General features: G+C 43.7%; 25 protein-coding genes. 16 read left to right on the top strand and 9 right to left on the bottom strand.

Annotation, left to right across the window (positions count from 1 at the left end; translation table 11 throughout):
- The first annotated feature begins 206 nt into the window (after window positions 1-206).
- Complete coding sequence (locus IQ263_RS16650) at window positions 207-1,430, top strand: hypothetical protein (protein WP_194068513.1); 1,224 nt, start codon at window positions 207-209, stop codon at window positions 1,428-1,430.
- Between the two features lie 313 nt (window positions 1,431-1,743).
- Here the strand turns inward: IQ263_RS16650 and IQ263_RS29885 are convergent, their stop codons facing one another.
- On the bottom strand, window positions 1,744-1,935 hold the full coding sequence (locus IQ263_RS29885) for a hypothetical protein (protein WP_370589109.1): 192 nt from the start codon (window positions 1,933-1,935) through the stop codon (window positions 1,744-1,746).
- Window positions 1,936-1,940: 5 nt separating this feature from the next.
- Here IQ263_RS29885 and IQ263_RS16645 point away from each other — a divergent pair, with 5 nt between their 5' ends.
- The 4 genes from IQ263_RS16645 to IQ263_RS16630 all read left to right on the top strand — a co-directional run bounded on the left by IQ263_RS16645 (window position 1,941) and on the right by IQ263_RS16630 (window position 5,392).
- Window positions 1,941-2,528: a TIGR04376 family protein gene (locus IQ263_RS16645; protein WP_194068511.1), complete on the top strand. Its 588-nt coding sequence runs from the start codon at window positions 1,941-1,943 to the stop codon at window positions 2,526-2,528.
- Window positions 2,529-2,833: 305 nt separating this feature from the next.
- Complete coding sequence (gene mtnA / locus IQ263_RS16640; protein ID WP_194068509.1) at window positions 2,834-3,895, top strand: S-methyl-5-thioribose-1-phosphate isomerase; 1,062 nt, start codon at window positions 2,834-2,836, stop codon at window positions 3,893-3,895.
- A 241-nt stretch (window positions 3,896-4,136) separates the two neighbouring features.
- Entirely contained in the window at window positions 4,137-4,547 is a 411-nt protein-coding gene (locus IQ263_RS28605; protein ID WP_228050108.1) for a type IV pilin-like G/H family protein, read from the top strand.
- Between the two features lie 14 nt (window positions 4,548-4,561).
- A complete protein-coding gene (locus IQ263_RS16630; protein WP_194068505.1) occupies window positions 4,562-5,392 on the top strand; it encodes a sulfurtransferase in 831 nt (276 codons plus the stop codon).
- A 235-nt stretch (window positions 5,393-5,627) separates the two neighbouring features.
- Here IQ263_RS16630 and IQ263_RS16625 read toward each other — a convergent pair whose 3' ends face one another.
- Window positions 5,628-5,975 (bottom strand): hypothetical protein, encoded by a 348-nt coding sequence (locus IQ263_RS16625; RefSeq protein ID WP_194068503.1) that lies wholly within the window; start codon window positions 5,973-5,975, stop codon window positions 5,628-5,630.
- 26 nt (window positions 5,976-6,001) lie between these two features.
- Complete coding sequence (locus IQ263_RS16620; protein ID WP_194009607.1) at window positions 6,002-6,187, bottom strand: hypothetical protein; 186 nt, start codon at window positions 6,185-6,187, stop codon at window positions 6,002-6,004.
- Between the two features lie 29 nt (window positions 6,188-6,216).
- Here IQ263_RS16620 and cdf31 point away from each other — a divergent pair, with 29 nt between their 5' ends.
- The gene (cdf31, locus tag IQ263_RS16615) at window positions 6,217-7,176 is read left to right on the top strand and encodes a CDF family zinc efflux transporter Cdf31 (protein WP_194068501.1); all 960 of its coding nucleotides are present in this window, start codon (window positions 6,217-6,219) and stop codon (window positions 7,174-7,176) included.
- Here the strand turns inward: cdf31 and IQ263_RS16610 are convergent.
- Entirely contained in the window at window positions 7,173-7,352 is a 180-nt protein-coding gene (locus IQ263_RS16610; protein WP_194068499.1) for a hypothetical protein, read from the bottom strand. The two genes, cdf31 and IQ263_RS16610, sit on opposite strands and share 4 nt — an antisense overlap.
- Before the next feature lie 29 nt (window positions 7,353-7,381).
- Complete coding sequence (locus IQ263_RS29880) at window positions 7,382-8,788, bottom strand: TIGR03985 family CRISPR-associated protein (RefSeq protein WP_194068497.1); 1,407 nt, start codon at window positions 8,786-8,788, stop codon at window positions 7,382-7,384.
- Window positions 8,789-8,907: 119 nt separating this feature from the next.
- On the opposite strand from IQ263_RS29880, the gene IQ263_RS16600 reads away from it, so the two are divergent.
- The 8 genes from IQ263_RS16600 to IQ263_RS16565 are packed head-to-tail and all read left to right on the top strand — an operon-like array spanning window position 8,908 to window position 18,550.
- Window positions 8,908-10,170, top strand: coding sequence for a Card1-like endonuclease domain-containing protein (locus tag IQ263_RS16600; RefSeq protein ID WP_194068495.1), 1,263 nt, complete (start codon window positions 8,908-8,910; stop codon window positions 10,168-10,170).
- On the top strand, window positions 10,167-11,843 hold the full coding sequence (locus IQ263_RS16595) for a Cas10/Cmr2 second palm domain-containing protein (protein WP_194068493.1): 1,677 nt from the start codon (window positions 10,167-10,169) through the stop codon (window positions 11,841-11,843). The genes IQ263_RS16600 and IQ263_RS16595 overlap by 4 nt, the downstream gene beginning before the upstream one ends.
- Window positions 11,806-12,459 carry an RAMP superfamily CRISPR-associated protein gene (locus IQ263_RS16590; RefSeq protein ID WP_194068491.1) on the top strand — a complete coding sequence of 218 codons (654 nt, stop codon included), beginning with the start codon at window positions 11,806-11,808 and terminating at the stop codon, window positions 12,457-12,459. Before IQ263_RS16595 ends, IQ263_RS16590 begins: the two co-directional genes overlap by 38 nt.
- A gap of 17 nt (window positions 12,460-12,476) precedes the next feature.
- A complete protein-coding gene (locus IQ263_RS16585) occupies window positions 12,477-14,039 on the top strand; it encodes a hypothetical protein (protein WP_194068489.1) in 1,563 nt (520 codons plus the stop codon).
- The gene (locus IQ263_RS16580) at window positions 14,036-15,526 is read left to right on the top strand and encodes an RAMP superfamily CRISPR-associated protein (protein WP_339384873.1); all 1,491 of its coding nucleotides are present in this window, start codon (window positions 14,036-14,038) and stop codon (window positions 15,524-15,526) included. The genes IQ263_RS16585 and IQ263_RS16580 overlap by 4 nt, the downstream gene beginning before the upstream one ends.
- Window positions 15,523-16,104, top strand: a complete 582-nt coding sequence (gene csx19 / locus IQ263_RS16575; RefSeq protein ID WP_194068487.1) for a type III-D CRISPR-associated protein Csx19 — start codon at window positions 15,523-15,525, stop codon at window positions 16,102-16,104. Before IQ263_RS16580 ends, csx19 begins: the two co-directional genes overlap by 4 nt.
- An 18-nt stretch (window positions 16,105-16,122) precedes the next feature.
- Window positions 16,123-18,408 carry a TIGR03986 family type III CRISPR-associated RAMP protein gene (locus IQ263_RS16570; protein WP_194068485.1) on the top strand — a complete coding sequence of 762 codons (2,286 nt, stop codon included), beginning with the start codon at window positions 16,123-16,125 and terminating at the stop codon, window positions 18,406-18,408.
- The gene (locus IQ263_RS16565; protein WP_194068483.1) at window positions 18,374-18,550 is read left to right on the top strand and encodes a hypothetical protein; all 177 of its coding nucleotides are present in this window, start codon (window positions 18,374-18,376) and stop codon (window positions 18,548-18,550) included. The genes IQ263_RS16570 and IQ263_RS16565 overlap by 35 nt, the downstream gene beginning before the upstream one ends.
- Before the next feature lie 123 nt (window positions 18,551-18,673).
- Here the strand turns inward: IQ263_RS16565 and IQ263_RS16560 are convergent, their stop codons facing one another.
- Window positions 18,674-19,156, bottom strand: a complete 483-nt coding sequence (locus tag IQ263_RS16560) for a hypothetical protein (RefSeq protein ID WP_194068481.1) — start codon at window positions 19,154-19,156, stop codon at window positions 18,674-18,676.
- A gap of 187 nt (window positions 19,157-19,343) precedes the next feature.
- On the opposite strand from IQ263_RS16560, the gene IQ263_RS29875 reads away from it, so the two are divergent.
- Together IQ263_RS29875 and IQ263_RS29870 are read left to right on the top strand one after the other, a co-directional pair.
- On the top strand, window positions 19,344-19,583 hold the full coding sequence (locus tag IQ263_RS29875; RefSeq protein ID WP_333197488.1) for a hypothetical protein: 240 nt from the start codon (window positions 19,344-19,346) through the stop codon (window positions 19,581-19,583).
- Window positions 19,580-19,969 carry a hypothetical protein gene (locus tag IQ263_RS29870; RefSeq protein WP_339384872.1) on the top strand — a complete coding sequence of 130 codons (390 nt, stop codon included), beginning with the start codon at window positions 19,580-19,582 and terminating at the stop codon, window positions 19,967-19,969. The genes IQ263_RS29875 and IQ263_RS29870 overlap by 4 nt, the downstream gene beginning before the upstream one ends.
- 25 nt (window positions 19,970-19,994) lie before the next feature.
- Here the strand turns inward: IQ263_RS29870 and IQ263_RS16550 are convergent, their stop codons facing one another.
- The 3 genes from IQ263_RS16550 to cbiD form a co-directional block, all read right to left on the bottom strand.
- Window positions 19,995-20,654: a Uma2 family endonuclease gene (locus IQ263_RS16550; RefSeq protein WP_194009595.1), complete on the bottom strand. Its 660-nt coding sequence runs from the start codon at window positions 20,652-20,654 to the stop codon at window positions 19,995-19,997.
- 157 nt (window positions 20,655-20,811) lie between these two features.
- Complete coding sequence (gene guaA, locus IQ263_RS16545) at window positions 20,812-22,425, bottom strand: glutamine-hydrolyzing GMP synthase (protein WP_333197560.1); 1,614 nt, start codon at window positions 22,423-22,425, stop codon at window positions 20,812-20,814.
- Between the two features lie 335 nt (window positions 22,426-22,760).
- On the bottom strand, window positions 22,761-23,621 hold an 861-nt coding region (gene cbiD / locus IQ263_RS16540), incomplete at its 5' end, for a cobalt-precorrin-5B (C(1))-methyltransferase CbiD (protein ID WP_194068479.1).

Here is a 23,621-nt window from a genome sequence, read left to right as displayed (position 1 = left end):
CTCGGTAGCAAAAAAGCGTCAAAAAGCCCAAAAGTAAGTACAACAAAAGTCGATCGGGCAAAGTAAATTGATTGACCACTAAAATATGGTGAGGTTAAGCTACAATTGACCTGTTCTGAGCAAAGAATTGGTCAACATCACAAGTATCTTGTAGAAGTCTGAACCAGACAATCTCAGGGTTGTCGAGCGGGAGCCAACAGAAAACTATGTCTCAAAAAGTAATCGCCAAACAGATGCCTTTGGAATCAACGTCAGATCCGATCGCCGTAGTGGCGACAGTCGAAAAAGTTCCAGCCGAAGCAGTGGCAGTTGAGTCCTATGCCGATCGGTTGATGGACGAACTGTTTGAAGGAGTCGATCGAGCCTGCGACGGCAGCGGCGGACTGCCAGCCGAGCCGACACGACCAGAATTCGTGGCGCTCAAATCGATCTCGGTACCTCAAATAGTTTTGTCGCAGTTGACACCCCAGTCTCCGCAAGCTAGCGAAAAAGACGTAGAAGCGCTCGCCCGCCAAGTCGCTCTAGAAACAACCAAAAAACAGCAGTCTAAACAATCCTTCGACAAAATCCTGCTGGGAGCAGCATTTGGATCGCTGCTCTTAGTCATGGGATTGTGGCTCGCCAGCAAGTCTGGACTGGTACGCTTGCCCGCCGCCGTCGCCCCCGCACCAGAAACGCCAACTGCAAGCGGCAAAACAACACCAGACACGAAGTTTGTAGAATACGCGCAGCGCTCGCTAGTATCAATCGAACAAAACAAAGCACCCCAGTCCAAATCGCAACTTGCCGGAGTTCCCGGAGCCGCCACACCAGGAACGCTGCCGAGCATTGCAATTTCCGGCGCGCCGCCACCAACCGCAGGTCTTTCGACAGCAGTCAACCGCATCGCTGATGCCCTAGAACAAGTCGCCGCCCAGCCGGGAGCACCCGCGCCCCAAGTCGTAGTCATCCCTCCCCCCGCTCAGGTGACGGTGGCTCCGGCTCCTCCGGCTCAGGTGACGGTGACTCAGGCTCCTCAAACCGTCGCAGGTTCTCCCTCGTCGGCTGCTTCAGTCTCGGGTAGGGCGATCGCAGCAGCCGGGAATCGAAGTCCCGTGGCCGCTTCCCAGTCGGAGGCTCCCCAGCCGAAGATTTTGGCTCGCGAAACCGAACCGGCACCAGCAGCAGGCCAATCTGCGCCGGCACCAGCAGCGAGGGAATCGGCACCAGCAGTCAGCAGCGCCTCGACTTCCGCGCACACGCTGGTGGGAATTTTGGAGTTGGGCGATCGATCTGCTGCTTTGTTTGAAGTAGACGGCGTAGCCCGCAGAATTTATGTGGGCGAAAGCATCGGCGCTAGCGGTTGGACTCTGGCAGAAATCAAAAATCAAGAAGCAGTGATCCGCAAGGGCGGAGATGTGCGATCGGTTTTTGTCGGTCAAAAGTTCTAATAGGTCATTAGTCATTAGTCATTAGTCATTAGTCATCAGTCATTAGTCATTAGTCATTAGTCATTAGTCATTAGTCATTAGTCATTAGTCATTAGTCATTAGTCATCAGTCATCAGTCATTAGTCATCAGTCATCAGTGATCTGTTACGGGTTGGTGATGGGTAATTGGGAAAAAGGTAATGGGTAATTGGCAATTATGAGGCTGTACTTCACAAAGGTTGAAAACAGTTATATAGCATTTATCAGATAAATGAGGTATGTAATAAGGCTGTAAAGTCCCGATATTCAGGGAATAGGAGTGCACCTCATCTTTTTAAGAAAGGCTATAATAAGCCACAACTAATGATTGATGACGAATAACGAATAACGAATAACGAATAACTAATAACCAATAACGAATAACGAATAACGAATAACTAATAACCAATAACCAATAACCAATAACTAATAACCAATAACCAATAACCAATAACCAATAACCAATAACTAATAACTGAGGAATTATAAAAAATGGGCTTATTTGACGATTTCAGCCGCTTTCTAGAAACCAAATTAGAAGAATTTTTACGCAGCAATCCCCATCTGGAATTGCAAGCAATAGAAGAACAACTGAAGGAACAAGAAGAAGATACTCTGCGGCTGATTCTCGAAATCCAGAAACAAGAAAAAACACTGCAAGCAGAAATTCTCTTGGCCGCCCAAGAAATTCAGCGCTGGAACGATCGAGCAAACAAAGCTAAAGCAGCTCAAAGGCTGGATTTAGCTCAAGCAGCCCAAGAGCGACAAGCGGCTTTGCTGCGTCAGGGAAATCAGCGCTGGGGACAAATGCAGGGCTGCAAAGAACGAATTGAAAGAGCAAAAGAACTGTACCGCCAAATTCAATTGCGGCGAAAAGAAGTTCGCTCAAAAGCAGCGGAAGCGGCTGTGGCCGCGGCCGCTCAAACTACTACTAAAGCAGAGCAGAATTGGGATACCAAGGGTTGGAATCAAACCTATAATTATAACAGTTTTAATGCTGCAGACCCTCTCGAAGACAAGTTTCAACACTGGGAAGCTCAGGAAGAACTCGATCGCATGAAGCGCAATATAGGCAGATAGTTATCTATAGCGATCGGACTAAAGGAACAGACCATCGTCACAAAAAAAGGTTTGTAGTGCGGAATTGCATACGCTTGCTTGGCGGAGGACTTAAGTCCGAACTACGAACGAATCTGATTGCGGTCAATCGATCGGACATCAGAGGACCCATCAATCAAAAATTTATGCAGCAAGTCTATTTGAGATTAAATAGCATTCTAAGATTGTAGGGACGATTTTGGCAAATCCAGCCTGTCACCCATAATATAGAGAAATAGTCGCCTTCATGGCATCATAGAAACTTGTCCCTCACATAACTGAAATCGATGACAGCTCAAAACTCCCCAGTTTCCCCCATCACTTGGAAAGAAGACCGAGTTCTGCTAATTGACCAAAACCGACTGCCGCAAGAATACGGTGTAGTCGAAATTAGCCACTCTCAAGATATGGCTGAGGCGATTAAAACTATGATAGTCCGAGGTGCTCCGGCGATCGGCGTAGCGGCAGCCTACGGGATGTATTTGGGCGCGAGGGAAATCGAAACGGGCGATCGCACCGAATTTCTCGCTAAACTAGAACAAGTTGGTGAATTATTGCGATCGACTCGTCCCACAGCCGTTAATTTGTTTTGGGCGATATCCCGAATGCTCAAAACCGCCGAAAAAACTAGCGGTTCCGTCGAACAAATCCAAAAAACTTTGTTAGAAATGGCCAAAACCATTCAAGCCGAAGACTTGCAAACTTGCAAAGATATCGGCGACAAAGGCTTAGAAGTTCTGCCAGCAACACCCGAAAAATTGAACTTACTAACTCACTGCAACGCCGGTGCCTTAGCTACAGCAGGTTACGGAACAGCATTAGGTGTAATTCGTTCTGCTTGGCGAGAAGGCAGACTCGGCAGAGTTTTTGCAGACGAAACTCGCCCCCGTCTCCAAGGTGCAAAACTCACAACTTGGGAATGCGTGCAAGAAGGAATTCCCGTCACATTAATAGCCGACAATATGGCCGCCCACTGCATGAAACTCGGCATGATTCACGCAGTAGTTGTCGGTGCAGACAGAATCGCTGCTAACGGCGACGCAGCCAATAAAATTGGTACTTACAGTTTAGCAATTGTTGCCAAAGCTCACAACGTCCCCTTCTTTGTCGCCGCACCTTTATCAACAATTGATTTTGAACTTTCAGACGGCAGCCAAATCCCCATTGAAGAACGCGATGCTGTGGAAATGTATCAAGTTGGAACTACGCGAATTTGTCCAGAGGGTGTAGAATTTTACAATCCCGCTTTTGACGTAACTCCGGCCGAATTAATTTCAGGAATTATCACGGAACACGGCACGGTTGCTCCTGGAGAGTTGAAACAGTTTCAAGCAAAACAATTAGTTTAATTGTATGTTACTCACCCGCTCTATTCACGCAAAGTTGTTGCAAATAATCCCGCTTTTGTCAAGTAGGTTTGCCGATAAATTTCAGGGAAAGATTGAGGGAGAATTTTTAGGGGAACGCCAAACAACTGTTAGGACACAGCAGTTCTGTTTTCCTAGCGCGACTCAAATTTGCAGCAATGTTACAAGCCGGATTCGTAGCTGTCGCAATCGGCAGAGGAAAGTTGCGATCGCAGCTATAACTTTGCCAGTTGTTTTTGCTACAGTCGCTCAGGCTCAATTGTCGCCAACCTTGAAAGCTCAGGAATCAGCAGCTAAACAATATGTGGCAGCGATGAATAAAGGTCAGCAAGCCTACTATGCAAACAATACGGGTTTTACAAGTTCTGTTGCCAATCTAGGTCTAGGTCGCATTAAAGCTGACACAGTTAATTACAAATATTCAATTAATACCGGAAACAAAGCTGTATTTAATTATGCAGTGTCGAACCAAGCTAATTTTAAAAGTTTTGTGGGAGGAGTTTTTTTAGTAGGCAACAAGAGGCAAACAATTTTGTGTGTAAATGTAGCTAATGGCAAGATTAAACCAGCCAATCCCATTAATACTAATGGGGTTTTAAACTGTGCTGCTAAAACAGCAAAAATTGTTAAGTAAACTATCTTTAATTTATGTGTAACTTAGCAGATAATTGGATTGTTAGCGCAGATATTGCTAAGGAATTGCTGTCAGGCAGAGCTACTCTGCTGGATGCTCGTGAACCTGTGTTAAAGTGGTTTTGCCGTCTGCCGCCAGCTATTCCCGTAACTTGGCAGCAATTTGCCTGTTCCGACTTTCCGCACCAAGGTAAAATTATCGAAGATGATGCAGTTTTAACAGAAAAATTGCAAGCATTGGGAATTTGTCAAGACCAACCAGTCATTGTCATTGCGGATTCCGCGAAAGGCTGGGGCGAAGACGGGCGGATTGTTTGGATGCTGCGAACTTTGGGACACGAAAAAGCTGTGTTTGTCGATGGAGGATATCGAGCTTTTGTTAAAGCTGGAATCGATCGCACAAACCGCACAAATCATCCATCGCAGCCAGGAGATTTTATTGTATCTCGCCGCTCGAATAGAGAAATCAATCGAGATGATTTAAAAGCTATTTTAGGCAATGCTAATTTAGCAGTGATTGATGCGAGGGAACCGCGAGAATATGCAGGTAAAACGCCTTACGGAGAAACCAGGGGCGGTCACATTCCCGGTGCGGTGCATCTCTACTACAAAGAGTTGACAAACAAGCAGGGAAAACTGCTGGAACGCGAGGAAATTGTCGCTATGTTGCAGCAGAAAGGAGTTTCGCAGTCAACGGAAATTGTGAGTTATTGTACTGGGGGAGTTAGGTCTGCATGGTTGACTTGTGTCTTGAAAAATTTGGGATTTAATGCTAAGAATTATGCAGGTTCAATGTGGGAATGGTCGGCTTCGCCGGCGGATAGCTATCCCCTGACAAAAAACTAAAACTAGCAATTAGAAATTAGTCCTAGGGTGCGTCAGAAGAGAGTCTCTTAATTACCGATAAAAGAAACCTAGCTGACGCACCTTATTCAGCCAATTAGTCCTAGGGTGCGTCAGAAGAGAGTCTATCAATTATCGATAAAAGAACCCTAGCTGACGCACCCTACTGAAGCCAAAACCCAATGATTATAATGGGCATTTAACCTTGACAAATCGGCGGGTTTCACGTTGCAGCATCTCAACCGACTTGTTCGATATACTGAGCGAGATCGTCGCGCAGGCGGCTGAGTTCGGCTTCGGTGGTGACGCGCACGCGATCGTCCCTAACCGTAATCAGCACTTTCGCAGCAAAAGGAGTTGGCCAGATATTCGGGTTGCAAAAAACCTCCAAAAATACATCCCCCGCATACCGATATTCCATCGGTTTTTGGGGAGAAGCTTTAGCGCCAGCGGTTTTGGCTGCTACAGCTTTCAAGCTTTCCATCAAAGCTGCAATCTCGCTTTGCAAATCCCGCGCGGCTTGCGGGGAAAAGCTAAAGGAAACAGAACCTTCAATTAAATTCAGTGTCAGGGGAGAAAGAGACATGGGCAATGAAATTTAACATACAATTGTTAATGATAAAAGATATAGTAACCCAAAAGAAGTACCTGCCAGCTAAATTGGACTGCGAGAATGCTATTAATTACAATTTGTCTCAAGAAGCTGGGCAAAATTAATGAATGTAAATCTAACCGCAACCTAGATTCTACAATACTTTTAATTTGCGATCGCTCGATCGGCTTTAAACTAGAAGCCATAACACTTGATGGCCGATCGAGGAGATTTTATGGTAGCCGATAACCGTTCCGAAATCCGCAAGGTTTTAATAATTACCTTATTGCTAAATTTGCTGGTGATGGCAATTAAAGCAGCCGTGGGATGGCTGACTGGTTCCCTCAGTTTGCTGGCAGATGCTTTGCACAGCGTCACGGACAGCGCTAATAATATTTTAGGATTGGTAACTAATCATTATGCCAATCCGCAGCCCGATCGCGATCATCCCTACGGACACCAGAAATTTGACGCTCTCGGAGCTCTGGGAATAGCTGTTTTTCTGGGAATTGCCTGTTTTGAAATTCTCAGCGGCGCTGTTGAAAGGTTGCTCAAAGGTGGCACAGTTGTCAAAATATCCCCAAATGAACTGTGGATATTGCTGCTCGTACTGGGGATTAATATTTTTGTCACTTTTTACGAGCGCAGGGTTGGGAAACGTCTCGGTAGCGCGATTTTGGTGGCTGACGCTCAGCACACGATGAGCGATGTTTGGGTGACAATTATGGTAATTGCTGGGTTGATTGGTGTTTGGCAAGGGCAGGTTTGGAATATACCTCAATTGCAATCCCTAGACGTGTTTTTGTCTTTTCCTGTGGCTGTTTTGGTATTTAGCAGCGGTTGGAAAGTTTTAAGGGAAAATCTGCCTTGGTTGGTGGATGAAATGGCGATCGCCCCGGAAGCGATCCACGCGATCGCAATGGATGTACCGGGTGTTGTCAACTGTCACTCGATCGCCTCTCGCGGTGCGATCGGGCGTCAAGTGTTTATTGATATGCACATGATTGTGAATGCGGCTGATGTAGAAACTGCTCACCAGATTACAGAAGAAGTAGAAGCCCGTTTGGAAGAACGTTTCAGCCCTGTACGCATCTTAATTCACGTCGAGCCTCCGGCTTACGAGTCCGATCGAATTAGCTACGATTCTGGAGAGAATGAAGCAGGAAAGAGGATGCAGGAAGGAGGAAATATCTAGGCTGTACCGGCAGCCAACAGCAGACTCTGGGATTGAGCAAGAAAGCCTTTTTGGGCGATCGGTATTCCTAGATTTTTTGAAATTTTATCAATCGGATTCAAGCGATCGCACTTCATTTTGTGGCGCTTTTCCACAGGAAAAGGGGGGTTTTCCACAGGAAAAGGCAAGTTTTCCACAATAAATTTGATAATTATCGATCGAAAGACTATTGGTACAAGTTGGCAGTTTTTTGGATTTCTACGGCCATTTTGTGTCGCAAGTCCCAAGGTAGCAGAATTTCGACTTGGGAGCCCAAAGCTCGCAACCACCTCAGCGGGTAGTAGTCTGTCACTCGGTAAGTGACTTGATAGTAAGCATCGTCGGTTGGGCGAGACTGGAGGATTTCTAAAAGTGCCGATCGCTCTTCTGGATTGGGAGTGTATTGTGTGATTAATCTGGCGGCGCGATCGTACTCTATGGCTTTACAGGTATGGTGAATGCTGATTCCTTGCAGGTAGGATTGAGCGAAAGCGCGATCGAACCGCAGTACCATCAGCGCGGTTTCTTTATAAAAATCGCAGCCCCAAGCTTCCTTTAACATATCGTTAACTGTTTTGGGAGTTGGCAGGTTATTTTCCTGATATTTTTCCTTGAGTAATTGGGGGATGCGGGTATCTTGCCAATCTAGCGGTTCTATGCGTTTAGAAATAATGCGATCGAGCCGATATTTGTACCAATTGATATCACCTTTGGGAGTGCTGCCGTAGGCACACAAATATTTAGCTCGTTCCATAAAGTAAATACAAACAGGATAAACAACGCACTCCTTAATCAGATTTTGATGAGCGCTGCGATAAGTTAATAGCAAAGGAGCGATATTTTGAGAATCCCACATTTCCTGCAATTCGCTCTGAAATTGATCGACAGCATCTTCTAGGCTGCTAGATTCGGGTACGAGATAATCAACGTACAAAAAGACGCGGTGATTATCTTCATCTCCTGCTGCGAAAACCTGTTCCGCCAACAAAGGCAAACTCGGATCGAGAAAACTAAACATATCCAGATAAATCTGTGCTTTAGAATTCAAATTGCTCTCTGTATTGGAGTTTTCCGATCGATCGAATATTGACGGGATTGTTTCTACTCGGCGATAATTCTTACTTCGGCCCGGAGCATCATTTATTAGTTGCAGCAAATTCCGACTCACCAGCAAATCGAAATCATTCTGCAGAGATTTGCGAACTTGAGCGAATAATTTTTCTGCCAAAAGTTCGTCTAAATCGATCTCGGAAATTGCGAGCTGTTTTTGTAAAGAGTGCCGCCACTCATTTACAGGCACATCCCATTCGATCAACCACTGTTTGGTTGTTTTGTTGCAGGCGCAATTTGGCTCTGGATAGTTGGCAATATCTGCTTGCTTTTCATCTTTGTAATTCTCGCCAAAGAAAGCGGCGCGCCAATCGGCATAGGTGAAGGAATTTGCCAGGGCATTATATGCTTCGTCGCTGTACAGCCAAGTTAACAAAACCCATAACCTGATGGCGCGGGTCAGATTTTGCATTTGGTCGAGGGAACCGTTGGCTAATTGTTGTAAAATCTTGGGGTTGGGGGGATTGCCAAAGGTTTGGTTCACGGTGGGTTTGAGGGATTGGTGTTGTGTTTTTATAGCGTAAGGGCTAACGGAAGGGGGGTCTTCCTATAGGATGCCATAATCGGCGTGACAAAGTTGAAAAAGACGGAGAAACAGGCTTTATGAGTACATCTGAGTTCGACAAGTACAAAGTTGACCACCTATTTTTGCTGGTTGGCGAGAATCCTTTGCCTAACTATGTGGCTGCGAGACTTTTGTTAAATCCAGGAGGTACGCCCTACCTTGTGTATACGACTGGTACAGAGAAGCCAGCCAAGCGTCTGCAAACAATATTGAGTAGCGAACCAATTGGTTTAAAGACTGCTCAACTTGTGCCACTAAATGATGGCGAAGCTGATGCCTATCAGATTCAAAAGGCAATTCGCTCTAAGCTAGAAACTATCAAGGATGGAAAGATTGGGTTAAATTATACGGGCGGTACGAAGGCGATGGCTGTACACGCTTACAGAGCAGTTTTTAGCAAAGAGCGTCCCCAGACTGTGTTTAGCTATCTTGACCCGCGCAAGCTAGAGATGTGCATAGACAGCGAGAACACTCCCATCAAACCGATCAAAGTTAAACCAGAAGTGCTGCCAGTCAAACTTGCAAAACTTTTTCAAATTCACAGTTTAGAGTTAAAAGCCAATCCTACACAAGAAGCGCGATTACCCGATTTAGCCGCCACACTTGCGGAAATATTTAAGGACGAAGATAAAGCAAAGCATTGGTTTGATTGGTACTACAAAGTATTCTGTGAAAATGCACGTAAGAAGAAAAATAGTAATTATGGTGATTGGAAAAGCAAGTCCGAGTTAGAGAAGTTATCGGTATCTCTCGAAACAGCACCACCAGCAGTCATTGCATACCTAAAAAGAGAAAAATTGGTTACACCGGATGATAAAATATCGTTACAAGTAGTACAACAAAAAGGAATTTTTACGGAAATAAAACATTTTTGTAAATACCTGGATGGGTTGTGGTTAGAGCATTATGTTTTACAGCAAGTCAAAAATATTGCCGATTTGCATTCCATCAAGGACTATGGACTTAATTTTGAAGTTCCTCTTAAAGGAACTAGAAGCGGATTTGAATTTGATGTAGCGTTTACACGAGGCTATCAGCTTTTTGCGATATCTGTTTCAACAACCAGCAAAAGAGACTTGTGCAAAAATAAGCTATTTGAAGCCTACTTGCGAGCGCGACAAATGGGCGGTGATGAAGCGAGAGTTGCTTTAATTTGTTGTACTGACGAACCAGATACTCTCAAAGCAGAGGTAGCAGTGTTAGATGAGAAAAAGATTGCTGTATTTGGACGGGACGATCTAATGGATTTAGCGAGCAGGATTGGAGAATGGATTAAACAAAACGATAAGGATGCAAGATGAAAAAGTTTACTGTCACTGTACTAGACACCACTGGAATTCAACCCTACATTTTCGGTAGCAACCGCCTGCGCGAAAATATTGGTGCATCTTACCTGGTTTCTCAGGCAACAGATGACTGGGCTAGAGAAGCTTTACATACCTTCGCGCGCCAAGATATAAATCGAAAAGTTTACGCATTCGATCCTAAAAAACATCAACCAGATGCAAAACCATACATTGAAGATGATGGACTAGCTGCTGAATTAGTTTATGCAGGTGGCGGTAATACAGTATTGCTGTTTTCAGACAAGCAATATGCCGTGCAATTTACTAAGATTTTGAGCAAGCGAATCCTAGAAGATGCCCCAGGAATTAATCTTGTAGCTGTTCATCAAGAATTTGATTGGGATAGTCAATCTCTATATGATGTCGTTCAGAATTTGATGAAAAATGACTTGGATGCCAAAAAGCGCAGCCGTATACCCTCTGCACCATTGCTAGGTTTGGGTGTGACAGCTACTTGTCGATCGACTCAGTTAGTTGCCGTAAAGATGAGCGAAAAATTTGAGGATGATGAACCCTATCTTATTTCGACAGAGATTGATGCAAAACTCAAAGTTGTTTCTAAAGCTAACAATAAGCTGCAAAAAATGTTTGCCTCTGCTTTAGATTCCTATAAATTCCCTCTAAGAACCGACAAAATGGGTCGTTCAGAAGGAGATTCTAGCTATGTTGCTGTAGTTCATGCTGATGGCAATGGTATGGGTAAACGGTTTCAAAATTTTGGCAAAGATAAGTGTAATCGAGACTACATTATCGCTATGCGCCAACTATCCCACAGCGTCAATCAGGCTGGTATTAATGCACTGAAAGAAGTGGTAGAGATACTGGTTAAATCAATTAAGGTAGATGCCGATGGAAAAAGAAAAGTCAAGGGTAAGTTTGAGATCAAAGATAATTACTTGCCCTTCCGTCCTCTAGTCTACGGTGGTGATGACATTACCTTCGTTTGTGATGGAAGATTGGGATTAGAACTCGCCGCCATTTTTTTGCAAGAATTTGAGAAAAAGCTAGTTGTAGGCAATGAAAATGGTAAAAATCCTCTCACAGCCTGTGCAGGAATTTGTGTTGTCAAAACTCATTATCCCTTTGCACGCGCTTATCAACTTAGCGAAGATTTGTGCCGAAAAGCTAAAAAATTTGTTAAAGATGAAGACAAAGGAGATTTCTCAGCTTTGGATTGGCATCTAGCAGCCAGTGGCTTAAGTGGATCGATTTCTGAAATTCGCGATCGCGAATTTCAAGTACCCGCAGGTAGTTTATCAATGCGACCTGTAAGTTTGAAAAAAGAAATCGATAGCGATTGGCGTACTTGGGAGGGCTTCACAAAAGTAGTCAAACACTTCAATGAAGATGAGGAATGGAACGGTCGTCATAATAAGGTGATTGCTTTAAGGGATGTACTGCGACAAGGAATTGATGCAACTCAGAAGTTTCTCAAAAACTACAGAATAAAACATGAGCAACTACCTCTTTTTCCAGAATTTAGCGGTCAAAGTAAAGATTTAGCTGAGAAAGGTTGGCTAAATGGAGTTTGTGGTTACTTTGATGCTATTGAAGCGATGGAATTTTATATCTCATTAAAAGAGGAGTCAGATGCCAATTTATCAACTGAAAATAAAACTGCTGAGTGATACAACTTTTGGGCGGGGAGATGGAGTCGCAGGTTTAATTGACCAAGAAGTCGAACACGATCCTTTTGGTTTTCCTTACTTGCGGGGACGCACTCTCAAGGGATTGCTGAGCGAAGAAAGCGATAACTTAATTGCAATATTGACTAATCATCGCCCATCTTGGGAAAGAGTTGCTTGCAATTTGTTCGGTACATTGGGCAGTACCATAGGGACAATGGGTGCAGTTCATGTAGGTGATGCTTGTTTGCCAGAGGATTTACGTCAAGCTGTTGCTTTCCAGATTAATGATGAAAAAAAGTTAACAAAAACAGAGGTACTTAATTCGCTAACAACTATCCGCCGTCAAACTTCTATAGACCCACAATCCGGTACACCATATGAGGGGAGTTTGCGTTCATTTCGCGTAGTTTTGCGCGACATTTGTTTCACGGCTGACTTAATTTTTGAGAAGATGCCAAGTGATGAAATGCTATCGCTTTTAGCAGTTGGTGCGTTGGCACTTCGGCGCTTGGGTAGCGGACGCAATCGAGGTCGGGGTCACGTCCAATGTACGTTACATGATGATGCAAACGGTGATGACATTACGCATCACTATGCTAACTATTTTGCAAAATAAATTAAGGAGAAAGTTGCATGAAAGCAATTACTTTAACATTACATACTCAGCAACCAATTCTCGCTACTTCATTTCAAGGCGATCCCAACAGCGATGTATCGTACTCTTACATTCCGGGCAGTATGATTCGCGGTGCAATTATTGGGCGTTACATGAGGCAGCATCACTTGTCAGAACTTGATTTAACCAATGAAGAAGTGAAGAGATTGTTCTTCGATGCCAACAGTACGCGCTACTTAAATGCTTACCTTTTGAGTTACGAAAAGCAATCGCAACGCACTCTTCCTCTGCCTTTATCTTGGTTCAAGGATAAGGATGCAGAAGTTAAGGAGGATTCGCCTATAACTGTCTATGATTTCAGTATTGAGAGAGGAGAAGATCCAGAAAATCCTAAATCTGTGGGTGAATACTTTTGGACTAAGAAAGGTGGAGTAGTTAATTTATACAAAGACAAGCGGCGGATTAATATTCATAATTTTCGCGATCGCCAAAAAGGACGTTCTACAGACAATCAAGGTGAAATCTTCCGCTACGATGCCCTAGATGCGGGACAAACATTTCAATCAGTCATCCTCTGCGAAGATGGAGACGCGATCGCAATTCAGATGTTATTAGTCACCGAACCAAACATCTGGTTAGGCGGTTCTCAAAGTGCTGGATACGGACATACTAAGATTATAGATGCAAAACCTCTTAATCTTAATGATTGGAATGAAATTGGAGTTCCAGCAGAAGACCGTGAAAATCAGGAGCAGTTAATAATTACACTTCTGAGCGACACACTTTTGAGAAGCAAAGATGGTCAACCTGTAGCCGATCCAATATTAATTAAACAAGCTGTCGAGGAAGTGTTAAATATCTCATTGCCTGAACCTAGCAATATTTTCGCTGGTAGCACTTTAATTGGTGGGTTTAACCGTAAATGGGGATTGCCTTTACCGCAAGTGCCAGCATTGGCTGCAGGCAGTGCGATCGTTTTTGAAGGTCTTAAGATGAATGAATCACAAATTCAACAACTTGAAGCTCAGGGAATTGGAGAGAGAAGAGAAGATGGTTTTGGACGAATTGCTATCAATTGGCTACAATATGAAAAGTTTACAGTCAGTTTAGCTCAGCCATTTAGTAGCTCTACTTCCTTGAAAAAAGGTTCGCGTCTTTTAGCTGAACAGATGACACAAAGATTGTTAGAACAAAAACTAGAGGAAGCACTGCAAAAGAAAGTAGGATATTTAACTTTGCAAGAAGGCATTAGTAACAGTCAATTATCACGACTACAGTCTGTTGCACGACAAGGACTTTCCAATGGCGATTTTAGTTTAGTTGTCTCACTGCTAAATAATTTACCATCGAAGGCGAAGAATCAATTTGAGCGCACAAAAATTGGCGATAAATCATTCAGACAACAGCTAGATGAGTGGTTGAGCAACCCAACTGATTGGATTAATGGAATAGAAGTAAGAATTGCTGATATCGATCGCAAGTTTGATGACGATCGCGCTAGAGAAGATAAGCTAGCTGAAAAGTACACGCTGCGGCTGATTATGGCGGTAGCGAAGAAGGCAACTAAGGAGAAAAAATGATGACTCAAGAACGTCTAAATCGCTGTCACCGCCCGATCGCCCAACGCATCATTGTACGGGGTACGTTAATCTTAGATACGCCGACTTGCTTGGGAAGCGGTGACGCAGATAGTCCAACGGATATCGCATTGCTGAGAGATAGTGTGAGCGATTGTGCGCTTTTAACTGGTGCATCGATTGCAGGTGCTTTGCGCAACTATTTGCGGGAGTACCAACACGGATACGGTGTAGAGGAACAAAAGGGCGATCGGGCTACTCGCTTATTTGGTGGTACTCGTCGCGATCCTGATGGCGAACAAAGTCCATTAATTATCAATGATGCTATCAGCAGCACTATTCCCACTGTGGAATTAAGAGATGGTGTAGAAATTGAAGCCATAACTGGCACGGCAAAACCAGGTCATAAATACGATTTGGAACTGTTAGCGGCAGGAACAAAATTTTCACTTTCCTTTGAATTACTGGTAGAGAAGGATAAAAATTCTGCAGAACAGCAAGCATTAATTAATGATTTAGCATGGGCTTTACAAGGCTTAGAAAAAGGTGAAATTGGGATTGGCATGAAAAAGCGGCGCGGTTTTGGTCGCTGTCATGTCGAAGAATGGCAGCTTTGGAGCTTTAACTTGGAAGATGCGGGCGATCGCACAGCGTGGTTAAATTTTGAACATTGGCATACAGGTTTATTACCCGATCGCGAAACTTATTCATCAATTGCTACTACTCTGGGAGTATCATTAGAGAATGAGAAGGATAAGCGCGATCGCTTCCTCATCCACGCCGAATTCAAATTAGTCGGTTCTCTCCTCATCCGTTCCGGTCAAGACTCAACTGGACGCGCCCCGGATGTCGTACACTTGAAATCTCATCGACCTAACGAATCCGAGTCACAATCGGTATTATCCGGTACAAGTTTAGCCGGAGTATTACGCCATAGAGCAGAGCGTATTGTCAAAACATTGGGTAGTTGCTCGCCGATTGTTGATAATTTATTTGGTTTTGTGATTGGTAAGCAATCTCAAGCTAGCCGTTTGGTTGTCCACGAGAAAGTTATCAAAGATGCAACTGACTTAGTACAAAATCGGATTGCGATCGACCGTTTTACAGGAGGTGCATATCACGGCGCATTATTTGACGAACAACCTATATTTGGTGGTGATGAAACTCGTGTCTGTATTGAGTTAGAGTTGCGTAACCCGAATGAATATGAAATTGGCTTGCTGTTACTATTGCTGAAAGATTTGTGGACGAGTGATTTACCTGTGGGGGGTGAAAGCAGTATTGGCAGAGGACGTTTAAAAGGAATCAAGGCAGACTTAATACATCATCATCCACAAAATCCACAACAATGGGAAATTTTTGAGGAAAATGGAACATTGCACATTATCGATAAAGCTGATAAAGGGGGTTCGGGAGAATCAGTTAGAGATACGCTAGAAAGATTTGTCAAAGCATTGTTAGCACATTTAGGGAAGGAGGTAGAGGTATGAAGGATGCGATGGATTGTTCATCTCAAACTAAAGAATTCGTTAATGACGATGAGTTATGCAGTTGGCTAGAGGAGCAAGCCAAGTCTTATCAACTACCTTATTTGTTAGGTCATGCTGATGATGGGGTAATTTGGGGTCGTTTTGATGAGTTAAATAATTGGAAACTCACCACTGCTGAAAAGATATTTCACAAACCTAATTTTCATGTTTGCTTTCCCAAGCTACGGTTATTGACATTGCAACAATGTCGTGTATTTGGTAAAAATGGTGAAATATTCCTTTGGCAGAGTGGAGTGAAGTGGAAATGCCGTTTCATTGGTAAGTCAGAAGAGGATAAAATCACAGAAACCCAAATTCTCTATGGAACGCATGGAAAAGAGAGAGAAGGCTTTACCTTACTTTCTGATGGTTCTCAGGGACTCAGACACGCCGTACCATTAACAGGTATTACTTTTGATAAAGATGGGAAAAAACGTCCGGTTCGTCTTCTTGTACATCACTACATTACTTCTGATGATACAGGTATAGCTCGGATATATCTCAGCCGTCTTGTTGATTTAAAAACTCAGAAAAACTAGAAATATTGAGGATTTACTATGGCTCCTAAACATTTGAGACAAATACCAGAAAATCGGCAGGCGATCGCGCCTTACAATTTTGTCGAACTACCCGATCGAGTGGTAGAAGTGACTGAAGATTATCTGCCCAAAAGCAACTGCTACGATCCAAAGCGTCACACGGGAAAAATTGACTGTACTTTAACTACTTCATCACCTCTATACATTCGCTGCGGATTAACGACAGAAGAATTTAAAGATGGCAAAGAAGCTAAAGACTTGCCAGACTTCTTCTACACCAATCCAACTGCTGAAACTCAACAGCCTGTCATTCCTGGTAGTAGCTTGCGCGGAATGCTACGAACGCTTGTTGAAATTATTAGTTTTAGCAAGATAGAGCGAGTATCGGATCGGCAACATTTTTTCTTTCGGGCCGTTGCTACTACTGAAAATGATGATTCTTTAGCTCAAGCATACAAGAAATATATAAATCCTCAAAAGGTCAAGGCTGGTTATCTAAAAAAAGAAGGCGAGCGCTGGTTTGTTTGTCCAGCAAAATCTCTCAAAGGCGTTACATTTGCTTGGGTTAAAGAGGAAGATTTGTCAACTGTTGATTTTCCTAAATTAATCAAAATGGATGAGCCGGGATATTTACCTCAGCACATCCCCGTTAGCTTTAAGAATATCAATAAAAACAAGAATAACCGTTATTTCGCAGAGGATGTTAGCCCGCCTAATACTCATCCAATGAATAACGGGATGTTAGTCAGCAGCGGTAATATGAAACAAAGTGATGACTCTTCTAAGAAAACCACCCGCCGCAATCATTGTATAGTATTTCAGCAGAGTCCAAGTCCAAATAGACTAGAAATTGACCCTATTGCTGTTGAGCATTACTGCGATGCACTTACTGACTTTCAAAAGTCGAATCCGTTTGATAGTAATTTAGGAGTTTTACAAGATAGTTTGCCTATCTTTTACTGTCAGCCACAACAAAATGAAAAGGTTATAACTTTATTCGGTCACAGTCCTAATTTTCGCATTCCATATTCTCATCAAGGTGATGGAAAAGCTGCTTCAGCAGTTGATTTTATTCCTTATGGTTTAGGTAAGTCTGATAAAATAGACTTGGCTGATGCTATTTTTGGCTTTATTAAAGATAAACAAGCAGGAGAAGAACAAGCCAAAGCCCGTTGTGGGAGAGTATTTATCAGTGAGGCCATTTGTAAACAAACTACCCGTGACGATATATGGTTAACTGGCAACACAATCACACCTAAGATTCTTGCCAGTCCTAAACCAACCACTTTTCAACACTACTTAGTTCAAACCAGTCATGCTAAAAACGATTTGAAACACTATGCTAGTAAGCCAGATGAAGACACTATTATCCGCGGACACAAGCTCTACTGGCATAAAGGCTCATCTCCGGCAATTAAACATGAAAATCCCAATCATGTTTCGGATACGCAAAAAACCGAAATTAAGCCAATAAAGCCTGGAGTTGATTTTCAATTCACTATTTACTTTGACAATTTGACTCATGTAGAACTTGGGGCGTTATTATGGGTGCTTGATATTGCTAAAAATGAAAAATATCGCCTGTCATTAGGGATGGGAAAACCTTTGGGAATGGGAGCAGTCAAGATTGAGTCAAAATTGTATCTTAGCAAGCGCAACCGACGCTATAGCAGCTTATTCGACGGTCTTAATTGGGCAATTGGCGAAGAGTTTGAAGACAACCTAGATTATCCAATACTTTTTGAAAATTATGTGCTAGAAAAGATTCGGCAGACTGGAAAGTTCAGGGATATTGAGCGTATTCAAATGCTTTTAGCAATGCTGAGTTGGCAAGATAGCCCTTCGACAGATAAAACACGTTACATGGAAATTGAACGCCAAAAACAACCATTAGACGGCGATCCGAATGAGTATAAAACTCGGCGCGTACTACCTACACCATTGCAGGTAATAATACAAAAGCAAGGAAATAATCGCCCTACTCTACGAGCTTCTATACATCCCTACAACCAGGAATCATCCATCATGACCACTTCATCAGCTACAGAAGTTTCTCAATCTGACGACGCTAATAAATTTTCTGATGGTCAAATTGTAGAAGCTAAAGTTTTAGATATTGCAACTAAAGTTATAGACAGTAAAAAAACCAAGACTACGATTACCTATGAGGTCTATGGCTCAAAGCTTGGGAAGACAGAAGATTTTTATAAAAAGTCTGTTTCATTTGCTATTGGAGATATTGTAAAACTCAGAATTACAGAGGTAAAAAATGGCAATATCAAAAAATACGATCGTCTGGAGTAGCCCGATCGCTCTTTTTACTAAAAGCGATCGCCCCTCTCCCACCCATCTCACCAAGGACGATCGCCTATCTTATGCACTTGCAAAAAACGGCTACTATATTTACTATATTATGTGTATAAAGCTGGAGAGGATCTCGCCCTAGCAAGCATTGAGTTTGAATGTGCGATCGACCTGCTGTATGAAGGTGTTAGCTTTGAACAAGAGTGAGAGGTTGACTAATTCGCCTAAACCACAACCTCAACAGAAGACATCGCTCGAATTTTTATCACGGCCCGCCGATTAGTTTGTCTGACTCCCGTACTAGCAATTCATTGACAATCGCCACATTATTTTTATAAATTTCCAATCGAATCGCGTTCCGGTCTGAATATTGGAAAGTTACAATATAGGTAATACCCCGATCGCGATCGGTGAAGCGGTACTGCGGTCTGCTTGTCGTACCCTTAACATCAAAACCTGTTAGGTTAATCTTACTACCATCTTGTTCGTTTTTAACGTAAAGGATGTAATAAGCTGGTTCCCACGCCCAAAAAGAAGCTTGCCACTTTGAGTTAGAAAAGGTTCCCCGAATCGAAAACTGCCCCACGGTTATTGGACAGTTGTTCACCTCGTCGTCAATTCCCTTACTGCTATCTAAATTAGCTTGACACGGCTGGTTTGGTTTGTCTGCCCAAGCTGCAAACGATAGAGATAAAGAAAGCGGTAAAGTGCAAACTGTTGCCCAAGCGATCGCTTGAATTTTTACCATGAGTTTTACCTCAGTTGTTTGTCGTTTATCCCAACGAGCTTAACTGCAACTCGTCAAAAATTTCTAGATTGTTGCACAATTTAATACAGCCACTTCTTCCACTACCCCATCTTATCAAAAGCGATCGCCCTTTCCCCGTGCTAAAATCATCTCTATAAAATACGCCACCTCAATTTTGGAGGTTATTATGCCCTCCAGCGCTTACAAAACCGTCAGTTCAGTCCTCAAAGAATTTCAAGTTACCTACACCGAATCAAATTTCATAGTAGAAACAGAGTTTCATGTCTCCGATTATTTTCGAGAAGATTTGGAATTTACTATGCGAGAAGGAGTGGTTGACAATTCTGAATTGGCAGTTGGCGAAAATTTGATTTATCCAGTGCTCAAAGAAGTTTGGAAGCACTATTACAGCGGATTTGTTTTGTGAGCCATCAATCTCTCACCTGCGACCAATATCTTTCAGGATTTCCTGAATATATTTTAGCTAAACGTTCTTCATTAGGAAAAGTTGTTTTTGAACAACCTTACTTTCTATTAGTTGAAGCCAAACAAGATAACTTTGAAAATGGATGGGCGCAGTGTTTGGCTGAAATGATTGCGGCACAGCGACTAAATGAAAATTCAGAGCAAGAAATATTTGGAATTGTATCTAATGGGGAAGTATGGCAGTTTGGCAAACTCAAATCTAATGTTTTTACTCGCAATCAAATGTTTTATACGATTCAAGAATTAGACAAACTTTTTGCCGTTATCAATTACGTGTTTCAACAGTGCGAATTGCTGCTGGATGCTGAAACGAGCGATCGCAATTAAACAGAGTTTGAAGTATCTCTTCGTTCTAAGTTCTATCTAGTTCATTTTCTTGACGTATCCATTGCCGTAAAGTTTGTTCTGCGCCAACCTCATCTTCCTGCGCTTGGGCTAGAAATTCATAGAGTTTTATTTTGGGAACTTGGAGAAAAGTCGGGCTAATTTCAACTTCTTGATATTCTTCGCCTTGAAGTTGATAGATGCGCCAAACCCGCCCGTTAAAACGCCAAAATTCAGGAACTCCCATACTGGCATAAAGTTCCAGTTTCTTGATATCTGTGTGCGTAATATCGATTTCTACTACTAAATCTGGTGGCGGATCTTGCTGCAAATTTACCGTTTTTCCTGCCACTAGCGGTTGGTTCTGGATGTAGTAAGCATTATCCGGTTCTGCACCCCGATCCAAATCTTCCCGATCGAGCGTTGTCGAACCCATCGTTTTAATTTTTAAACCGAGTTCAGCGACTAAGAAATAAATAAAACGTCCGATCAATTCTCGGTAAAATTCATGTTCTTCTAAAGGCATCGTAATTTCTAAAGTGCCGCGATCGTAGGTAAAATGGGCAGAGCGACTCTCGCCAATTGCACGGACAATTTGCTGATAGGCTTGCCAATTCAAGTTGTGGAAAATTACCCGTTTTTCGCCGATCGCTCGGGGTGCATTTAATAATAGAGGAGTAGTCACCATATGCAACACAGTTGACAGTTGACAGTTGACCCTTCAACTTTGTTCGGGGCGACGCAGTTGAGAGATAAATTTTCTGTGTAAGTCCTGTAATTAACACAGGACTTACACACGGCATCTATCCAAATCGAAAATCAAAAATCGAAAATCGAAAATAGTATCACTCCCACTCGATCGTACCAGGCGGCTTAGAAGTAATATCGTAAACCACCCGGTTCACCCCCTTAACCTCATTCACAATCCGATTCGAGATCAGTTCCAACAAATCGTAAGGAACCCGCGCCCAATCAGCCGTCATCCCGTCTTCACTTGTGATAAATCGCAGAACGATCGGGTAAGCATAGGTGCGCTGATCGCCCATCACCCCTACACTGCGAATCGGTAGCAAAACTGCAAAAGCTTGCCAAAGTTCGCCGTACAATCCGTGGCGGTTAATTTCTTGGCGAACTATGAAGTCAGCATCTCGCAAAATATTTAGTCTCTCTGCGGTAACTTCTCCTATAATCCGAATCGCCAATCCCGGGCCCGGGAAAGGTTGTCGGTTGACGATTTCTTCGGGAAGCCCGATCGACCGGCCGACTTTTCGCACCTCATCCTTGAACAACTTTCGCAGCGGTTCGATCAACTTAAAGCACAAATCTTTAGGCAACCCGCCCACATTGTGGTGACTTTTAATTTTAACAGCAACTCGTTCGCCGCTTTTCGGGTCTACATTCGTGTCAGCAGATTCAATCACATCTGGGTAAAGAGTACCTTGGGCGAGGTAATCAAAAGGGCCGAGGCGCTTCGATTCTTCTTCAAATACACTGATAAATTCGTGACCGATCCGCTTGCGTTTTACTTCAGGATCGGTAACACCTTCAAGCTTAGCCAAAAAGCGACTGCGAGCTTGAACGTACTGCACCGGAATGTGGAATTGCTCTTGAAATAATTTCACCAACCGTTCCGGTTCCTGCTTCCGCATAAACCCTTGGTCGATAAACATACAAGTGAGTTGGTCGCCGATCGCCTGGTGCAGCAAGAAAGCCAAAGTCGAAGAATCAACCCCACCGGATAGAGCCAACAAAACTCGTTGATCTCCCACCCTGGCACGAATTTCGCGAATAGTTTCCTCGACAAAAGTAGCTGTCGTCCAAGTCGGTTCGCACTCGCAAATATGGTAAACAAAATTGCGAATCAAAGCTTGTCCGCCGATCGAGTGAACCACTTCTGGGTGAAACTGAACGCCGTACAAACTTTTCTCGTGGTTAGCCACAGCAGCAGACGGAGTATTGTCCGTGTGAGCGAGGATCTCAAAACCCGACGGCAACTCGCTACAGGAGTCTCCGTGGCTCATCCACATCGTGCTGCCCTCCTCGACATTTGTCAGCAAATCCGTAGGATCGTCAATAAATAGCGATGCCTTGCCGTATTCCGCCAACTTAGCCCGCTCAACTGTCCCGCCGAGTTGCTTTACCATCAACTGCATCCCGTAGCAAACACCCAGCACTGGGATTCCCAAATTCCAAATTTCCGGGTCGCATTGGGGAGCTCTTTCATCGTATACAGAACTCGGCCCTCCTGACAGAATAATTCCTTTAGGTGCGATCGCTTTTAACTGTTCTGCAGTAGTGCGGTAAGAAATAACTTCTGAATATACTTGAGTTTCGCGAATGCGGCGAGCAATCAGTTCGGAATATTGCGAACCGAAGTCGAGAATCACGATCATTTGGCGGTCTATTTGCCCCAGAGAAGAGTTTGTGAGGTCAGAGTCAGTTTCTATTTGAGTAGTCACGGTGATTGCGTAATTGCTAATTGCTAGTTGGGCAGAATGTAGCGGAGGTATTGGTCGCCGCTTGAGTCCAAAATTGATGGAAGCGAGCTACCCTTAGTCGCTAGGAATAAATAAGATTTATACTAGATTGCTGTCAGCGATGTCAGTCAATTAATAGGGTCTGCGACAAGCATATATTTACTTCGAGCCTTACCCTAATTAATTAAACTATTGCATCAGAAATTTCTTCAGGACGCAACCCAGTATAATCAAGGTCTAGGGACTGAGAATTATTACTTGTTAAATATTATCCCTGAGCTATCTTTTACAAAGAATTACGGGATATTCACACTACATTAACAAATTTGTGTCAAAAATGTATCTCCTATGTCACTTTTAACAATAATTTTGCGATCGCGCCCAAACATCACCGAGCCCACGGGAATACGCTGGTTAGTGTGAGTAAAAATGCAATCCGCCGATCGCAAGTCTATTTCTCGGCTAATCTCACCGTAAATTCGATCGACCCAATTGCTACCAGTTGCCCCATCCAAAGCCCGCAGTTGCCCGAGAGCCTCTTCGGCCGTCGCTGCTGAAAAAATCGCGGAACAGGCATCGGCGGGCATTCCAGCTTTAGCACAGTAAGCTGTGAGAATTTCCCTGCGCCCATCGGCGAGGTGGTGGTGAGTGTGAAAAATCCCCGCCGCCAATTTCATCAGTTTACCGTGATAGCCAAACAGCAAAATCGATCGCACGCCCTGAAATCCAGCCTCTACCAGCAGCGGGCCCAGCCAGTTAGCAGTTTTCACCAGCCGCTGCGGATCGATCCCCAGTTGTCGCGCCAAATCCAAGCCATTTTCGCCGATGCAGAAAACTAAAGTGTCAAACAGTTCGGCTTTTTGTTGCAGTTGTTCGCGATAAACTTCCAACTGTCCGGGGGCGCTCAGCGGTTGAGAAATGCCCGTTGTACCCAGCAGCGAAAGTCCTTCTACCACACCGAAAGCTGCGTTAGAAGTGCGGGCGGCCAGTTTCCGCCCTGAAGGCAAAATCAGGGTGACAGTAATTTTTTCTCCCCGTGCGAGTTCTCTGCTCAGATTCGATCGCAGCAGCCGCATAGCGTAATCATAGATTGCCGCTCCTCCACCTGCTTTGTGATGTCCAATTCCCTCACCCCCAACAATCACAATCTGCTCTCCCTCTCCCCCATTCTCCCCCTC

It is taken from the genome of Tychonema sp. LEGE 06208 (assembly GCF_015207505.1).
GTDB lineage: Bacteria > Cyanobacteriota > Cyanobacteriia > Cyanobacteriales > Microcoleaceae > Microcoleus.
Note: the sequence above shows the minus strand (reverse complement) of the source record. Positions and strands in the feature narration are given on the sequence as shown.